This is a genomic window from Burkholderia sp. HI2714 (assembly GCF_002223085.1).
GTDB lineage: Bacteria > Pseudomonadota > Gammaproteobacteria > Burkholderiales > Burkholderiaceae > Burkholderia > Burkholderia lata_D.
Genome location: NZ_NKFM01000019.1, coordinates 125,144 through 142,364, shown reverse-complemented (window position 1 = coordinate 142,364; position 17,221 = coordinate 125,144). Strand labels below are relative to the sequence as shown.

At 71.8% G+C, this 17,221-nt stretch carries 4 protein-coding genes; all 4 read right to left on the bottom strand.

Translation table 11 applies throughout. The features are described 5' to 3' along the window. Nucleotides 1–15: 15 nt before the first annotated feature. Genes CFB82_RS09045 through CFB82_RS09030 form a run of 4 tightly spaced genes read right to left on the bottom strand, consistent with a single transcriptional unit; the run spans nucleotide 16 to nucleotide 17,133 of the window. Nucleotides 16–1,392, bottom strand: a complete 1,377-nt coding sequence (locus CFB82_RS09045) for a lysine N(6)-hydroxylase/L-ornithine N(5)-oxygenase family protein (RefSeq protein WP_069247930.1) — start codon at nucleotides 1,390–1,392, stop codon at nucleotides 16–18. Nucleotides 1,393–1,424: 32 nt separating this feature from the next. Beyond that, nucleotides 1,425–2,459, bottom strand: a complete 1,035-nt coding sequence (locus CFB82_RS09040) for a GNAT family N-acetyltransferase (RefSeq protein ID WP_069247929.1) — start codon at nucleotides 2,457–2,459, stop codon at nucleotides 1,425–1,427. Further along, entirely contained in the window at nucleotides 2,449–7,449 is a 5,001-nt protein-coding gene (locus CFB82_RS09035) for a non-ribosomal peptide synthetase (RefSeq protein WP_069247928.1), read from the bottom strand. Before CFB82_RS09035 ends, CFB82_RS09040 begins: the two co-directional genes overlap by 11 nt. A 9-nt stretch (nucleotides 7,450–7,458) precedes the next feature. After that, nucleotides 7,459–17,133 (bottom strand): non-ribosomal peptide synthetase, encoded by a 9,675-nt coding sequence (locus CFB82_RS09030; protein ID WP_089483965.1) that lies wholly within the window; start codon nucleotides 17,131–17,133, stop codon nucleotides 7,459–7,461. Nucleotides 17,134–17,221 lie beyond the last annotated feature (88 nt).

Genomic DNA, 17,221 nt, shown 5'->3' with positions numbered 1-17,221 from the left:
CCGACCGCGCCTTTGTCAAAGAGCGAAAGCCATCCGGCTTGCGCTCGCCCCGTTTTCCTGTCGTTTTTCCTGTGTTGCCCGGGCCGCGCCTTCTTCATGGGCGGGCGCGATCCCGTCTTCGAGCGACGCGCAGATTTCGTCCGCGCGGCGCGCCAGTACCGACAGCAGCGTGTCGGACAGGCCGTGGCTGTCTTCGCAGCAGCCTTGCAGGTAGATGCGCGGCGCGAAATGCTCGGGCGTCGCGAGCAGGTAGTCGCGCGTGACGTCTCCCCGTGAGAGCGCATCGCCCAGGTGCGGCGCGAGCCCTTCGAGCAGCGCCGAATGCGTGTCGCGGCGATAGCCGGTGGCCAGCACGAGCGCGTCGAAGCGCTCGACGCGCGTGTCGCCGCTCATCCGGTCGCGCAGCGTCAGCTCGATGCGGCCGTCGGCGGTGCGCACCGCGGCCTCGATCGCGCTGTTCGCGAGCAGCGCGTGACGCGGCGTGCCGTCGATGCGCTGCAGGTACAGCATTTCGTAGATCTGTTCGATCAGCGGCCGGTCGACCACCGCGTAGTTCGTGTCGCGATAGCGCTCGAGCAGCGCGCGGCGCGCGTCGTGCGGCTGCGCATAGACGACATCGGTGAACTCGGGGCTGAAGATCTCGTTGACGAACGGGCTGTCGTCCGCCGGCTTCAGGGCGCCCGCGCGCATCACAAGGCTCGCGTCGACGTGCGGGAAGCGGCGCGCGAGGTCGATGAACACCTCGGCCGCGCTCTGCCCCGCGCCGATCACCGCGACGCGGCGACGCTCACCGTCCGGCGACGCGACGAGCCGGTCGATGTCGGTCAGGTACGACGACGAGTGGATCACACGGTCGCGGCCGAGTGCGGCGAACGCGTCCGGCACCGCCGGCGTGCCGCCGACGCCGACCGACAGCGCGCGCGTGACGCGCTGGCGCTCGTGGCCGGCCGCGTCCCGCGACAGCACGCGCAGCGCGTCGATCCTCGCGCCGTCGCCATGCACCGGCTCGATCGCGAGGACGGTCTCGCTGTAATGGACGCGATCGTCGAACGCCTCGGCCACCCAGCTCAGGTAGTCGTGGAATTCGACGCGGGTCGGATAGAAATTCTTCAGGTTGACGAATTCGTTCAGCCGGCCGCGTTCGAACAGGTAGTTGATGAACGTGTAGCGGCTTTTCGGATCGCGCATCGTGACGAGATCCTTCAAAAACGAGATCTGCATCCGGCAGTCGTCGAGCAGCATGCCGCGATGCCAGCCGAATTCAGGCTGGCGCTCGACGAAACAATGGGTGAGCGGGCGCGCCGCTCGCCGTTCCTCGAGGCGGATGGCCAGCGCCAGATTCGACGGCCCGAAGCCGACGCCGATCAGGTCGAATACGGTTTCTCTCTGCATGTCTCAGCTCCCTTGTCGGTGAATCCGGCGCGTCAGACGTGACGGCCGGAGAAGAACGTCTCGCGCAGCGTGCGCATCCACAGCGGCTGCGCGTCGGCCAGCGCGAGACGGCGCTGCCGCGCGAAGCCGTGCCGCGCGAGATGGTCGGCAACCCGCGCGTGGCCGGCCGGAACGGCACAGCCGACCGCTTCGGTACGCGGGTCGTCGAGAAACAGGTAATGAACGACGGACGGCAGCCAGCCCGCCACGCAATGCGGGCCGCGCCAGCGCGACTCGCCGACCAGCATCCGCAGCCCGCGGTCGTAGTCGCGCGCCGCGACGTGCGGCGCGAGCGCGTCTTCCTTCAGCCAGTACGCCTCGACATACGCGAACGGTTCGCCGTCGAAGCAGCCGACGAGCGGAATCACGTGCGGATCGGTGTCGGGCGCGGCGCCTTGCGTACCGTCCGCACCGGGCGGCGTGCCCGGCCAGCCGTTGCGCACGCGCGGCTCGTCGAACCAGCGCGCGAGTCGCGCGGTGTCCTCGGCCGGCTGCCAGCCGCGCAGCGTGAAGCGCACGCCGAGCGCCGGCAGGTCGCGCGCGTAGACGTCGCCGCGCGGCGCGGGCGGCCGGCGCGGATGACGACGGCCGTCGGTGAACGTCGGCAACGTCGCGCACGGTAGATGCGGGCCGACGCGCCACAGATCGGCCTGCTGCGCCCAGCCTTCACGCATGCAGCGGCCGCCGTCGGCGAGCACGCCGCTCGCGCGCAGCGCATCGAGCGCGACCGCCGGCCACGCGGCCGGGTCGAGCCGGATCGCGGCGTGGCGCGCGCTGTCCGAAAACGCCGCGGCCAGTGCCGCCAGCAGCGCACGCCGCTGGTCGGCCGCCGCCGCGCGATGGTTGTACGCGACGAGGCGCAGCGCGCCGTCGTCGCCGAGTTGTGCGCGCAGCAACTGCGCGCCGATGCCGTCGCCCTGCGCGACGCGGATTTCCGCGCCGTCACGCACGGCGAACAGGCCGTCCGCGAACGCGAGTCGGTAGGTATCGAGCATCGTGAATCCGTCCGGACGCACTTCAGCCAGCATGACGCGCCTCCTGTCCCGTTTCCGTGTGCGCATCGAGCCGCGCGCCGAGTGCCGCGAGCGTCGGCGACGCGAACACGTCGGCGACCGTCAACGCGTGACCGGCGCGGCTGGCCGCGTCGACGAAGCGCACGACGTCGAACGACGTCGCGCCGGCTTCGAACAGGTCGGCATCGGGTTCGGGCGCGGCCGTCGCGAACGTGTCGGACCACAACGCCGCGAGCACGGCAGCCGCATGCGGTGCGCGGGGCGGCGTTGCGGCGCGAGCATGGCTTTCGGTCTGCGCGCGATGCGACGCCTGCGCAACGGCACGCTTGTCGGGCGCACCGAGCACCGCTTCCGACGCGCCGGCGAAACGCGCGACTTCGTCGTGATAGAGCTCGACGAGCGCATCGACGAAGCCGCTATCGAGCAGTTCGTCCGCATACGAGAACGCGGCGCTCACGCGGCCGTCCGGATGCTCGACGACGTCCAGCTCCAGCGTAAATACGACGCGATGGCGCACGTCGTCGAAGCCGGCCAGCGACAGGCCGGCCCAGTCGCGCGCCGCGGCACCCGTCGGGCGCAGGTAGTTGAACATCACCTGGAACAGCGGATTGGCGTGCGCCGCACGCGGCGCGCGCAGCGCCGCGACGACGTCCGCGAACGGCACGTCGGCGTGCGCGTAGGCCGCAAGCGCCGTGTCGCGCACTTGCGCGAGCACATCCGCGCGACGCGCGGCCGGGTCGATCCGCGTGCGCACGACAACCGAGTTGATGAAAAGGCCGAGCGCGTCGCGGGCCGCATCGCCCGTCAGCTCGCGCGTCGACGCGAGCACGCCGACCGGCTGGTCGGCCGCACCCGTCGCGCGGAACAGCGCGGTGTTGAGCGCCGCGTGCAGCAGCATCGGCAGCGTCGCGTGCGCGGCCGATGCCGTGTCGCGTGCGGCGCGGATCAGCGCGCCGTCGAATTCGAACGCGATGCGGGCCGCGCGCCATTGCGGCACCGCCGGTGCGTCATCGCGCTGCGGCAGCACGCGCGCCGGCAGATCGGCCAGCGCATCGCGCCAGTAGGCGACGCGGGCCGGATGGCACGGTGCGGGCAGCACGAGCGGTTGGGCGGCCAGCTGGACGGCCTCATCGGCCGGCACGGCGCCGGCGCCGCCCTGCACGCGGGCGACATAGCGCGCACGAATCGCGTCGAGCCACAGCTCGATCGATTCGCCATCCGACACGATGTGATGAATCGTCACCGACAGCACGTGATCGTCCGCGCCCAGACGCAGCACGCGCGCACGCCACAGCGGCGCATCGGCAGCGAGGTCGAACGGCGCGAGTGCATCCTCGTCGGTCAGCGCTGCGGCGCGGGCGAGCGCATCGGTTTGCGCCGACAAATCGATCATCGGAAGTTCGACAGAAACGGTAGCATCGATCCGCTGGCCCGGCAGTGCACCGTCACGTGCCACGAGCCGCGCGCGCAGCGCCGGATGCACGGCGGTGACATCCGCGAACGCCGCACGCAGCGCATCGACGTCGAGCGGGCCGCGCACCCGCAGCGCGACCGGAATGTTGTACGCGGCGCTGTCCGGCTGCGCACGCCACAGGAACCACAGGCCGAGCTGCGCCGGCGACAGCGGCCACACGCCGTGTGCATCCGGCTTGGCGACAGCCACGCCCGGCGCCGCCGCACCGGCATGCGCCGCGAGCGGCGCGTCGGCCACCTGCAACGCATACTGCGCGAGCACCGGCGCCTCGAACAGCGCGCGCACCGGCACGTCGCGGCCGAGCCGTTCGGCCACGCGCGTCGCGACGCGCACGGCGGCGAGCGAATGGCCGCCGAGATCGAAAAAGTGATCGCCACGGCCCACGCGCTCGAGATTCAGCACGTCGCACCAGATCGCCGCGAGCGCGGCTTCGTCGCCGTCGCGCGGCGCTTCGTACGCCCGTTCGACGCGTACCGGCGCCGGCAGCCGTGCGCGGTCGACCTTGCTGTTCGCGTTGCGCGGCAGCGCGTCGAGCACGATCAGCTGGGCGGGCACCATGTAATCGGGCAGCGTGCGGCGCAGGTGCGCGTCGAGCGTCGCGGCTTCCACCGGCTGCGCGGCCGCCTGCGCGTCGGCGGTCAGTTCGACATACGCGACGAGCTGCGCCAGTGCGCCCTGCCCGTGCACGACCGCGCAGGCTTCGCGCACCGCGTCGTGCGCGGCAAGCTGGGCCTCGATCTCGCCGAGTTCGATGCGCAGCCCGCGCAGCTTCACCTGGTGGTCCACGCGGCCGATGAAGTCGAACACGCCATCCGCGCGACGCCGCACGAGGTCGCCCGTGCGGTACAGCCGCGCGCCCGGTGCGCCGTACGGATCGGGCACGAAGCGCTCGGCCGTCAGCGCCGGGCGGTCGAGATAACCGCGCGCGACGCCGATCCCCTCGCCGCCCAGGTACAGCTCGCCGATCACGCCGACCGGCAGCGGATGCAGCCGTTCGTCGAGCACGTGCGCGGTGCGCGCACCGACCAGCGTGCCGATCGGCAGGTACGCGGCGTCGCCGAGTTTCGCGAGATCGTCGCCGGGCCGGAACATCCACAGCGTCGGCGTGATGACCGTCTCGGTCGGGCCGTAGCCGTTGACCACGCGCACGTTCGGCAGCGCGCGGCGCAGCATCGCAAACGCCTCGCGCGACGTCGCCTCGCCACCGACCGTCAGGGAACGCAGCGTCGGCGGTGCGCCGTGCGCGAGCGCCCATTCGGCGAGCTGCGCGGCGCAGCCGGGCGGCACGTAGGTCATCGTCACGCCGTCGCGGACCATCATCGCGCAGGTCTGCGCGGGCGGCCACAGCACGTCGGCCGTCACCGATACGGCGGCGCCCGACATGTATTGCGAAAACCAGCCTTCGTGCGCGCCGTCGAAGTTGACCGACTGGAACAGCAGGAACACGTCGTTCTCGCCCGCACCGTAGCGCTCGGCGATCGCCGCGCAATGCAGCGCGAACGACGCGTGGTCGACGATCACGCCCTTCGGCTTGCCGGTCGAACCCGACGTGTAGATCGCATAGGCCGCGTGGCCCGGCAGTACGTCCGGCAGCACGACGTGCGCGGCTTCGTCGAGGGCATCGATTTCATCGGCGCGCCACACGCGCAGATCCGGCAGTTCGGGCAGCGACGCGGCGCTCGCGCGGTCGGTCAGCACGTGCGCGATGTTCGCGTCGCCGACGATCTGCGCGAGCCGTTCGCGCGGATGCGCCGGATCGAGCGGCACGAACGCGGCGCCCGACTTCAGCACCGCGATCAGCGCGACGAGCAGGTCGACCGAGCGCTGCAGCGCAACGCCGACGCGCATTTCCGGGCGGACGCCGGCCGCCACCAGGTGACGCGCCAGGCGCGCCGCGCGCGCATCGACTTCACCGCGCGTCAGCGCGCGATCGATATCGGCGACGCCGCGTGCGTCGGGCCGTGCCTGAGCATGCGCGGCGATGCGGGCATGCACCGGCACGAACGGTTCGGATTCGGTTGCGCCTGCCGGTGCGTTCCATGCGAAGAGTTGCGCGCGCTCATCGGCGGGCAGCCAGTCGAGATCGCCGATCGGCATGTCCGGGCGCGCGAGCGCATCGGCGAGCAGCGTGACGAAGCGAGCCGCCAGCCGTGCGATCGCGTCCGCCTCGAACAGGTCGAGCGCGTAGATGAAGGCGGCATCGAACGTGCCGTCCGGCGTCGCTTCGACCGACAGCGTCAGGTCGAATTTCGCGGACGGCGTGCCCGACGGCAACAATGCAGCCGATGCCGCGCCGAGCGCCGGCAGCGCGCGGCGCTCGCCGTAGGCGGCCATCACCTGGAACAGCGGATGGTGGCTCGCGCTGCGCGGCACGCCGAGCGCATCGACCACCTGCTCGAACGGCACGTCCTGGTGCATCTGCGCGTCGACGAGCGCGCGCTGCGTGCGTGCGACCAGCGACGCGAAATCGCCGTGCGCGGGCACGTCGACGTCGATCGCCAGCGTGTTGACGAAGAAGCCGATCAGGCCGGCGACTTCCGCGCGTTCGCGGTTCGCGGCCGGCACGCCGACGCAGATCCGCGCGTCGCCGGTCGCGCGCGCCAGCAGCGCATCGAGCGCGGCGAGCAGCACCGCGAACGGCGTGGCGCCCGATGCAGCCGCGAATGCGCGCAGTTGCGCGCCGATGCGCGCGTCGAGCGAAAACACATGGCGTGCGCCGCGCGCACTGCGGCGCGCCGGTCGTGCCGTCGCGCCCGGCAGCGTCAGCACGCCGCGTTGCGGATCGAGCCGTTCGCGCCAGAACGCGAGCTGGCGGTCGCGCTCGCCGGCGTCGAGCCAGCGGCGCTGCCACAGCGCGTAGTCGGCGTACTGGATCGGCAGCGGCGCGAGCGGCACCGGTTCGCCCGACGCATAGGCGCGATAGAACGACGCAAGCTCGAACAGCATCACGCTCGACGACCAGCCGTCCGACACGATGTGATGCACGGTCAGCGCGAGCCAGTGATGCGTCGCGTCGAAGCGCACCAGATGCGCGCGGACGAGCGGCGCCGCGCCGAGATCGAAAGGCTCCGCTTCGTCGGCCGTCGCGACGGCTTCCGCGCGCGCCATGCGCTGCGCGTCCGGCAGCGCTTCGAGATCGGTTTCACGCCACGGGCAGCGCAGCGGTGCGTGGATCGTTTGCGCGACGCCGTCCTGCGCTTCGTCGAAGGTCGTGCGCAGCGCCTCATGGCGCGCGATCAGCGCGTCGCACGCAAGGCGCAGCGCATGCGCGTCGAGCGGGCCCGTCAGCGCCAGGCGCTCGGTGATGTGATACGCGTCCGGCGCATCGATCAGCCGCGCGTGCAGCCACAGCCGCGTCTGCGCGAACGACGCCGGCACGCGGTCGTGGCGCGGCGTGCGCGGCGGAATCGGCAGCACGCGGAAGTCGATGCCGGCCGCGCCGAGCTTGTCGATGAAGACCGCGCGCTGCGCGTCGGGCAGTTGCGCGAAACGCGTCGCGAGCGCGAGCCAGTCGGGTTGAACCTTCGTCATCCGTCGTCCTTATTGGGTTTCCAGTTCGCCGAGCAGCGCGTCGATCGCGCTCGCCGCATCGGTCTCGCCACGGGCCGCGCAGGCTGCGTCGATCGCTTCCGCGCAGCGCGCGAGCGTGCGTGTGTCGAACAGCGTGCGCAGCGGCAGCGTGAGCCCCCAGTGCAGGTTCGCCTGCGCGTGAGCCTGCGTCGCGAGCAGCGAATGGCCACCGAGCAGGAAGAAGTCGCCGTCGCGGTCGATCGCATCCACGTGCAGCACGCGTTGCCAGATTTCGGCGAGCGCGCGTTCCGTGTCGGTCGCCAGCTCGACTTCGGCCGCCGCTTCGCGCACCGGCGCGGGCAGCGCATGGCGGTCGCACTTGCCGTTCGGCGTCACGGGCAACGCGTCGAGTTCGATCAGTTGCGACGGCACCATGTAGGCCGGCAACTGCGCGCGCAGCGCGTCGAGCAGCGCCGCCCGGTCGAGCGGACCCGCGTCGCCGCATGCGACATAGCCGATCAGTTGCTCGTCGCGCACGATCACGACCGCGTCGTTCACGCCAGGCGCCGCGCGCAGCGGCGCCTCGATCTCGCCCGGCTCGATCCGCTGGCCGCGCAGCTTCACCTGCGTGTCGACGCGGCCGAGGTAGTCGAGCGCACCGTCGGCGCGCCGGCGCGCGAGGTCGCCCGTGCGGTACATGCGCGCGCCCGGCACGAACGGATCGGGCACGAAGCGCTCGGCGGTCAGCGCCGGACGGCCGAGATAGCCGCGCGCGAGGCCCGCGCCCGCGAGATACAGTTCACCGGTCGCGCCGGCCGGCACCGGCTGCCATGCCGCATCGAGCACGTGCAGTTGCAGGTTCGCGATCGGATGGCCGATCGGCACCGCAAGCGCATGCGCATCGTCGGGGCCGCAGGTCCAGTGCGACACGTCGATTGCCGCTTCGGTCGGCCCGTACAGGTTCACGAGCGTCGCATTCGGCAGCAGTCGCGCCATCTTCGCGACGAGTTCAGGCGCGAGCGCCTCGCCGCTCGCGACGATCAGGCGCACGCTGTCGCACTGTGCAGCGGCCGAGAAATCGTCGAGATACGCGGCGAACGCGGCGAGCATCGACGGCACGAAGTGCAACACCGTCACGCCGTGCGCATCGATCGCGGCCGCCAGGCGCGCCGGATCGCGATGGTCGCCGGGCGCGGCGATCGCGAGCTTCGAGCCGATCGCCAGCGGCCACACGAATTCCCACACCGACACGTCGAAGCCGAACGGCGTCTTGTGCAACACCACGTCGTCGCGCGTCAGCCGGTAGGCGTGCTGCATCCATGCGATCCGGTTCGCGAGCGCGCCGTGCGTGTTGCCGGCGCCCTTCGGCTTGCCGGTCGAACCGGACGTGTAGATCAGGTACGCGAGCTGCGCGTCGTCGATCGTGGCGGTCGCGCCGGCGGCGCCGCTGGCGGCTTCATCGGCGAGCAGGTCTGCCACCGTCAGCAACTGCGTCGCGACGCCGTCGCCGAGCGCGGCCTCGACCTGCTCGTGCAGGTGGGCCTGCGTGATCGCCACGGCCGGCCGCGCGTCGCGCAGCATGTAGGCAACGCGCTCGGCCGGATAGTCGGGATCGATCGGCAGGTAAGCCGCACCGGCCTTCAGCACGCCGACCAGCGCCATCACCATGTCGAACGAGCGCTCGACGCACAGCGCGACCGGCGTGTCGGGCTGCACGCCGCGTCGGCGCAGCGCTGCCGCGATGCGCGACGTGCTGACATCCAGTTCGCGATAGGTCGCGCGATGGACGCCACCGTGAACGTCCGCGTATTCGAGCGCGATCGCGTCGGGCGTCGCCCGTGCGGCATCGGCGAATTGCAGATGCAGCGGCTGTTGCTGCGCAGCCGGCCATGCGTGGGCGGTGTCTTGCGCCCGCGCCAGTGCGTCACGGGTGGCTTCGTCGGCGATCGACAGCGTGCCGAGCCGCGCATCCGGCGTGCGGGCCAGTGCATCGAGTGCGCACGCGAACGCGCGGTGCCAGGTTTCAACCTGCCGCGCGTCGACGCGCGCGCTGTCGTAGCCATAGTCGATCGTCAGCTCGACACCGCTCTCGATCACGAGCGTCAGCGCGAAATCGGTCGCTTCGATGCTGCGCACGCCGCTCAACGCGAGTGCGCGCGGATCGGCGTCGCGCGCCGTATCGTCGACCGGGTAGTTCTCGAACACGACCAGCGTGTCGAACAGTGCGCCGCCCGCGCCGCGCGCCCAGCGCTGGATGTCGGCGAGCGGCGTGTGGGCGTGCTCGGCGGCGGCCGCGTTCTCGCGTTGCAGCGTTTGCAGCCAGTCGGCCGCGCGTTGCTGCGGCGCGGGCGCCGTGATCACCGGCAGCGTGTTGATGAAGAGACCGAGCACGCTGTCGACATCCGCGAGCGCATCGGGGCGGCCCGCGACGGTCGCGCCGAACGCGACGGCCGGCTGGTGCGTCATCCGCTGCAGCGCGAGCGCCCACGCGCCCTGCACCAGCGTGTTGACCGTCAGCTTCAGTGCGCGCGCCGTCTGCGCGACACGCGTCAGCGTGTCGGCATCGAGCGTCGCACGCCACGTGACCATTTCGGCATCCGCGCGGTCGGCCGTCCGTTCCGCGATCAGCGTCGGTGCGTCGAGTCGTGCGAGTCGTTCGGTCCAGAAGCGCTCGTCGGCAACGCGGTCGCGCGTGCCGAGCCAGGCGATGAAGTCGCGATAGCGCAGCGCCGGGCGGCTCGCGAACGGTGACACGGCATCCGGGTCGCGATAGTCGCGCAGCACATCGGCGAGCAGGCGCGCGGTGCTCCAGCCGTCGAGCAGCACGTGGTGACGCGTCCACACGACGCGCCATGCGTCGTCGGTCACGCGGATCAGCGTGAGCCGCATCAGCGGCGGCTCGCGCCAGTCGAAGCCGCGGGCGCGATCGGCCGCGAGCCATGCGTCGAAGTCGGCATCGAACGTGTCGCCGCGCGTGCGCCAGTCGAGTTGTTCGACCGGCATCCGCGCATGACGATGCACGCACTGCAGCGGCGCGGCTTCGTCCGGCATCACGCTCGTGCGCAGGATGTCGTGGCGCGCGATCGACGCGTCGAACGCAGCCGCGAGCCGGTCGGCGTCCAGCGCGGTCGCGGTCGCGACGAGCTGGTTCACGTAGCTGGCGTGACCGGGCGCGAACAGCGCATGGAACAGGATGCCCTGCTGCATCGGCGACAACGGATACACGTCGTCGATCGTGCGCCAGTCGAGCGGCGTGCGCTCGATCGCGGCCTGCGTGAGCCCGGCGGCCTGCGCGAGCGGGAAATCGCCCGGCGTCGCGCCACCGCCGCGATGCGCGACGCGCGACGCGCAGGCGTCGACGAGCTCGCGCAGCGCCGATGCGAAGCGTTCGGCAAATGCGTCGATCGTCGCGCGCTCGAATTGCGGTGCGCCGTAGATCCAGTGCACTTTCAGCGTGCGTGCGCCGTCGCGATCCGTGTCGAGATACGCGTGGATCGCGAGCGTATTGCCGAGCGGGCCCTGTGGATCGCGCTCGACGCCGGTGCCGCCGAAGCGCGGCACGAGCGTGGCATCGCGCGGCGCGTCGAACTGACCGAGATAGTTGAGCGTGACGCGCGGACGCGGCACGGCGGCCAGCGCCGCACGCGTCGCCGCATCGCCGTAGTGCGCGAGCATGCCGAAGCCGAGCCCCTTGTGCGGCACCGCGCGCAGCACGTCCTTGACCGCGCACAGCGTGTCGCTTGCCGTGGCTGCCACCGGCAGCATCACCGGGTAATGGCTCGTCAGCCAGCCGATGGTGCGGCTGGCATCCACGTCGTCGAACAGCGCCTCGCGGCCGTGCCCTTCCAGTTCGACACGGCACGATGCGGCACCGCTCACGCCGGCCAGCGCCAGGGCGAGCGCCGCGCCCAGCAGTTCGATCGTCTGCGTGCGATAGGCGGCGTGCGCATCGGTCAGCGCCGCGCGGGTCAAGGCCGCGTCGATCGTCTGCACGACGACGGCCGCATCGGCATTCGTCGCCGCTGCGTCGGGATGGTCGGGCACGATGTCGTCACCTTGCGCCATGCCGGCCCAGTAAGCGGCTTCGGCCGCGAACGGCGATGCCGGTTCCGTTGCCGCACGGGCAAGCCGCGCGGCCCACACGTCCGCGCGCAGGCCCGGCTGCGACAGTCGAACCGGCGCGCGTTCGCATGCGGCACGATAGGCCGTGTCGAGGTCGTCGAGCAGGATGCGCCACGACACGCCATCGACGATCGCATGGTGAATCGCGAGATAGAGCTGCGTCGAGCCGTCCGGCAAGCGTGCCGCGCAAGCGCAGGCAAGCGGCCCGCGGCCGAGGTCGAGACGGCGCTGCAACGCGTCGAAGCGCGCGAGCGCGTCGGCTGCGTCGCGGGCGGAGACCTCGACGAACGGCAGCGCGTCGTGTGGCTTCGCGGCATCGCTGGCGTGCCACGTACCGTCCGCGCCGCGCGCGAAACGCTGGCGGAACGCGTCGTGGTGCGTCAGCAACGCGTCGAACGCGCGCGCGAATGCGTCGGCGTCGAACCGCCCGCGCACGTCGAACGCGACCGACTGGTTCCAGTGGCCCGGATGCGGGATATCGAGCGCGAAGAAGCGCTGCTGCGCTGGTGTCAGGATCTGCGCCGTCACCGGCGCGCTGGCTGCGACTGCAACGGCAGGCTGCGCGGCAGCGGCAGCGGCAGTCACGTCCTCCGTCTTCGCGATACGCGCGAGTTCGGCGACCGTCGGGCCGTCGAACAATTGCTTCGGCGTGAAGCGCACGCCGCGTTTGCGCGCGCGGGCGATCACCTGCAGCACGAGAATCGAATCGCCGCCGAGCTCGAAGAAGTTGTCGTCACGGCCTACCTTCGGCGCCTTCAGCACGGCCTGCCAGACTTCGGCGAGCACCGTTTCGACCGCGCCCTGCGGTGCATCGCCGGAGACCGTCACGACCGGTACGGCCGCCAGTTCACGCAACGCGGCGCGATCGATCTTGCCGTTCGCGGTCACCGGCAGGCGCGCGAGCGCGACGAACTGCGCCGGCACCATGTAGTCAGGCAGCTTCGCGGCGAGCGCCGCGCGCACGGCAGACTCGTCGAAGTTCGCGCCATCGCGCATCACGACGAACGTCGCGAGCCGCACGCGGCCGTCTTGTTCGATCGCGAGCGTTTCAGCCTGTGCAACCGGGCCGGCCGCACGCACCGCCGCACTCACCTCGCCCGGTTCGACGCGGTAGCCGCGAATCTTCACCTGGTCGTCGATACGGCCGAGGAACGCGAGACGGCCGTCCGCACGCAAGCGCACGCGGTCACCCGTGCGATACAGCCGCGCACCGGGCGCGAACGGATCGGGTACGAAGCGCTCGGCGGTCTGCGCCGGCCGCCCCAGGTAGCCGCGCGCGACGCCCGGCCCGCCCAGGTACAACTCGCCCGCCGCACCGGCCGGCACGCACGCGCCGAACGCGTCGAGCACCAGCGCGCGCGCATTCGGCAGCGGCAGGCCGAGCGGCACGCCGCTCGCCGGATCGCGCGCATCGGCGGCGATCGACGCCGTGTCGCAGGCGATCGCGCCGACGGTCGCTTCGGTCGGCCCGTAGTGGTTGATCACGCGGCAGGCCGGCGCAAGCGCTGCCAGGCGCGCGACGAGCGCCCACGTGAGCGTTTCGCCGCCCGTCACGAGCGCGTGGCGCGGCAGCACGTCGGCCGGCACACGCGCATCGAGCAGCGCCTGCAGGTGGCTCGGCACGATCTTCAGCACGCCGACGTCGCGGCGGCGCATTTCTTCGGCGAACAGGTCGGGATCGAACGCGCACGCGGTCGGCAACAGGTGCAGCGTGCGGCCCGCGCACAGCGCGCCGAACAGCGTCGTGTGGCCGAGATCGGCCGCGACGGTCGACACCATCGCGAACGACGCGTCCGGGGCGAACGCGAGTTCGTCGAGCATCCCCTGCACGTAGTCGGCCAGCGCGCCGTGCGACACGACGACGCCCTTCGGCGTGCCGGTCGAGCCCGACGTATAGATCAGGTACGCGCCCTGTTCCGGATGCGGTGCGATGCGCACGCCGGCCGCATGCGCGAGGGTTGCGTCCTGCGCGAGCGCGTCGACGTCGAGCGGCTGTGCGTCGATGCCGGCAGGCCATGCGGCCGGGTCCGCGACGAGCGCCCAGCGCGCGCCGCAGTCGGCTGCCGCCGCGGCCAGTCGCGCGGCGGGCTGCGCGGGATCGAGCAACACGGCGAGCGCACCGGCCTTCAGCGCGCCGAGCAGGCCGACGACGAAGCGCGCCGAGCGTTCGATGCAGACGATGACGGACGCTTCGGCGGCCACGCCGCGCTGGGTCAGCGCGCGTGCGATGCGGTTCGATGTGTCGTCGAGTTCGGCGAACGTCAGCGACGCCGACGCATCGGCGAGCGCGACGCGATGCGGATACGCGGCGGCCTGCCGCGCGAACGCGGCGACGATGTCCGCATGTTCGACGCGCAGCGCACGGCCGTCGCGCGGCTGGCGTGAAGCGGCCGACGCGTCGCACGGCAATACGGCCGTCGTTTGGTGCGGATCGCGCGCGGCCGCGCCGACGAGCGCCGCGTAGCTGTCGAGCCACACCCGCGCGGTGTCGGCGTCGATGCAGTCGGTCGCATAGGCCGCGACCAGTTCGATGCCATTCGCATCGTCGGTGAAATCCACGGCGAAATCGAAGCGTGCGGCGAGGTCGGGCCCCGGCGTTGCAACGGCCGTCGCGCCCGGCAGCACGCTGTCGTGCCGCGCGTCGAACTGCTGCGCGAATTTCACGCGCAGCCATTCGTCACCGCGCTTGACCGGCGGCTTCACCGCATCGACGACGCGCTCGAACGGCACGTCCTGATGCGCGACCGCGTCGAGCGCCGCCGTGCGGGCCGCATCGACGAGCGCGCGGAACGGCAGCGTCGGCGCCACTTGCACACGCAGCGCGACCGTATTCAGGAACAGGCCGAGCAGCGCGCGCGTTTCCGGCCGCTGGCGATGCGCGACCGGCACCGCGACGACGACGTCCGTTGCACCGGTCAGGCGCGACAGCCACGCGTCGAGCCCGGCCAGCAGCACCGTGAAGACCGTTGCCTGCGCGTCGCGCGCGAGTTGCCGCACGTCGGCCGCGACCGCGTCGGGCAGCCGCAGCGACACGCGCGCGCCTTGCAGCGTGCGTGTGGTGCCCGGTTGACGATCGACCGGCAGCGCGAGCGGGCCCGGCACGTCGCGCAACGCGCCGCGCCAGTAGTCGAGCTGACGCTCACCCTCGCCGCCGGCCAGCATGTCGCGTTGCCAGTCCGCATAGTCGGCGTACTGGATCGGCAGGTCGGGCAGCGAAGGCTCGCGGCCTTCGGTATACGCGCAATAGGCGGCCGACAGTTCGTCGAACGCGCAGCGCGAGCTCCAGCCGTCGGTGATCGCGTGATGGGCGGTCAGCAGCAGACGGTGACGATCGTCGGCGAGTGCGACCAGCGTTGCGCGCAGCAGCGGGCCGCGTGCGAGATCGAACGGTTCGGCCGCATCGCGCTCGGCGAGACGCGCGGCTTGCATGTCGCGGGCGGCGGGCAGCTGGTCGCGCAGGTCGATGTCGGCGATCGACACCGGCAGATGGGCATGAATCCGCTGCATCACGACGCCGTCGCCGTTGTCGACGAGCGTCGTGCGCCAGGCTTCGTGGCGCTCGATCACGTGATCGAGCGCGCGCTGCAGCGCCGCGCGATCGAGCGTGCCGTCGATCGTCCAGTGTGCGGCGATGTGATACGCGGCGCTTGCATCGCGCGTTTGTGCGAGTACCCAGAAACGTTGCTGTGCGAGCGACGCGGCGCGGTCGACGTGCGGTACACCCGCCGCACCCGCATCGGGCGTCACACGGCGCGCGGCAATAGCGGCCAGCGGCTCGCCGGTTTCGCGCTCCGCACGATCGACCGCTTCGGCCAGTTCGAAGAGCGCCGGATCGGCGAACAGCGTGTCGAGCCGCAGGTTCACGCGTACCGCGGCACGGATCGCGGCCTGCAACTGCATCGCGGCGAGCGAATCGGCGCCCAGCGCGAAGAAACGGTCGTCACGCGACGGCGTGACGTCGAGGCCGAGCAGCGTCTGCCAGAGGCCCGCGAGCTGTTGTTCGGTCGGCGTGCGCGGCGCGTCGCCGCTGCCTTGCGCGGTGTCGCGCGCGGCGGCGATCTTTTCGCGCAGCGCGGCACGGTCGATCTTGCCGTTCAGCGTGTACGGCAGCGCATCGCACCGCACGAACCGATGCGGCTGCCAGGCGGCCGGCAGCTGCGCGGCCACATGCGCTTTCAGCGCCGCATCGTCGGCCGCCGCACGCAGCGCGACGCACGCGATCAGCCGCGCCGGCCCGCTGCCGGTTTCAGCGACCACGGCCGCGTCGGCCACGGCCGGATGCGAACGCAGGCACGCGGCGATTTCAGCGGGCTCCACACGTACGCCGCGCACCTGGACCTGATCGTCGAGGCGCCCGAGATAGTCGAATGCGCCGTCGTCGCGCAGCCGTGCGAGGTCGCCCGTGCGGTATACGCGCGCACCGGGTTCGCCGTCCGCATCGGGAATGAAACGTTCGGCCGTCAGCGCCGGGCGGCCGTGATAGCCGCGCGCGACGCAGACGCCGCCAAGCAGCAGTTCACCCACGCCGTCGGCCTCGCCGCCGTCGACACGCGCGACGCGCGGCCCGATCACGCGGCCGATCGGCAACGACGCGTACGCATCGTCGGCGGCCAGCACGGGCGTCTCGCCCGGCTCGACCGGCCACAGCATCGGCGAAATGACGGCCTCGGTCGGTCCGTAGCCGTTGATCAGGCGTACCGACGGGAACGTGCCGCGCACGAATTCGAACGCCTGCTGCGGCAGCGCTTCGCCGCCGAACGCGAGCACGTGCAGTGCCGGCGGCACACCGTCGCGCGCGGCCACCGCCGCGAACTCGCGCAGGTACGCGGGCGGGAACGCGGCCACGTTGACCGATTCATTCGCCATCAGCGCATGCGCGGCATCCGGCGCGAACGGCTGCGGCGGCGCCACGACGATGCTGGCGCCGGTCGCGAGCGGCGCCAGCCAGCATTCGTGCGCGGCGTCGAAATTGACCGACGCGAAATGCAGCAGGCGGTCGCCGGCCTCGATCGGCAGCGCGGCCGCGAGCGCGTCGCAGTGCGCGGCGAGCGGCCCGTGTTCGACGACGACCGCCTTCGGCGTGCCGGTCGAACCCGACGTATAGATCATGTAGGCGGCCGAACGCGGGTGGACGGTCACGCCCCCTTCATCGGCGGCAATCTCCTGCCCGTCCGCCGCTCCAGCTTCTGCTGCTGCGTCAAACGCGTGTTCGAACGGCTTGCCGAGCGCCGCACGGCCGGCCGCGTCGACGATCCCGTGCCGCAACTGCGCATCCTGGACGATCCAGTCGAGGCGCGCGGCCGGATGACGCGGATCGAGCGGCACGAACACGCCGCCCGCCTTCAGCACGGCCAGCAGCGCGACGAACAGTTCGCCCGAGCGCTCGACGCACACGCCCACCCGCACTTCCGCGCCGACGCCGGCCGCGCGCAGTTGCCGGGCCAGCCGCGACGCCCGCGCGTCGAGCGCGCCGCGCGACAGGCGCAAGTCATTCTGGAAAGGGACCGCGATGGCGGGTGCATCGGGCGCGATGCGCGCCAGTTCGCGGATTCGGTGATGCAGCGCAGTCGGGAAACTCGTCATGTGCGTGAAGTCCTTCGGTCCGGCCGCTTCGGCCAAGTCTCGGGGCCGCTTGGGGCGGCTTCACTGGTGTGACGAACGGCGCGGCCGA

Coding starts and splice junctions, on each gene's coding strand:
- CFB82_RS09035 (WP_069247928.1), bottom strand. CDS start 7,449: ATGACGAAGGTTCAACCCGACTGGCTCGCGCTCGCGACGCGTTTCGCG.
- CFB82_RS09045 (WP_069247930.1), bottom strand. CDS start 1,392: ATGCAGAGAGAAACCGTATTCGACCTGATCGGCGTCGGCTTCGGGCCG.
- CFB82_RS09030 (WP_089483965.1), bottom strand. CDS start 17,133: ATGACGAGTTTCCCGACTGCGCTGCATCACCGAATCCGCGAACTGGCG.
- CFB82_RS09040 (WP_069247929.1), bottom strand. CDS start 2,459: ATGCTGGCTGAAGTGCGTCCGGACGGATTCACGATGCTCGATACCTAC.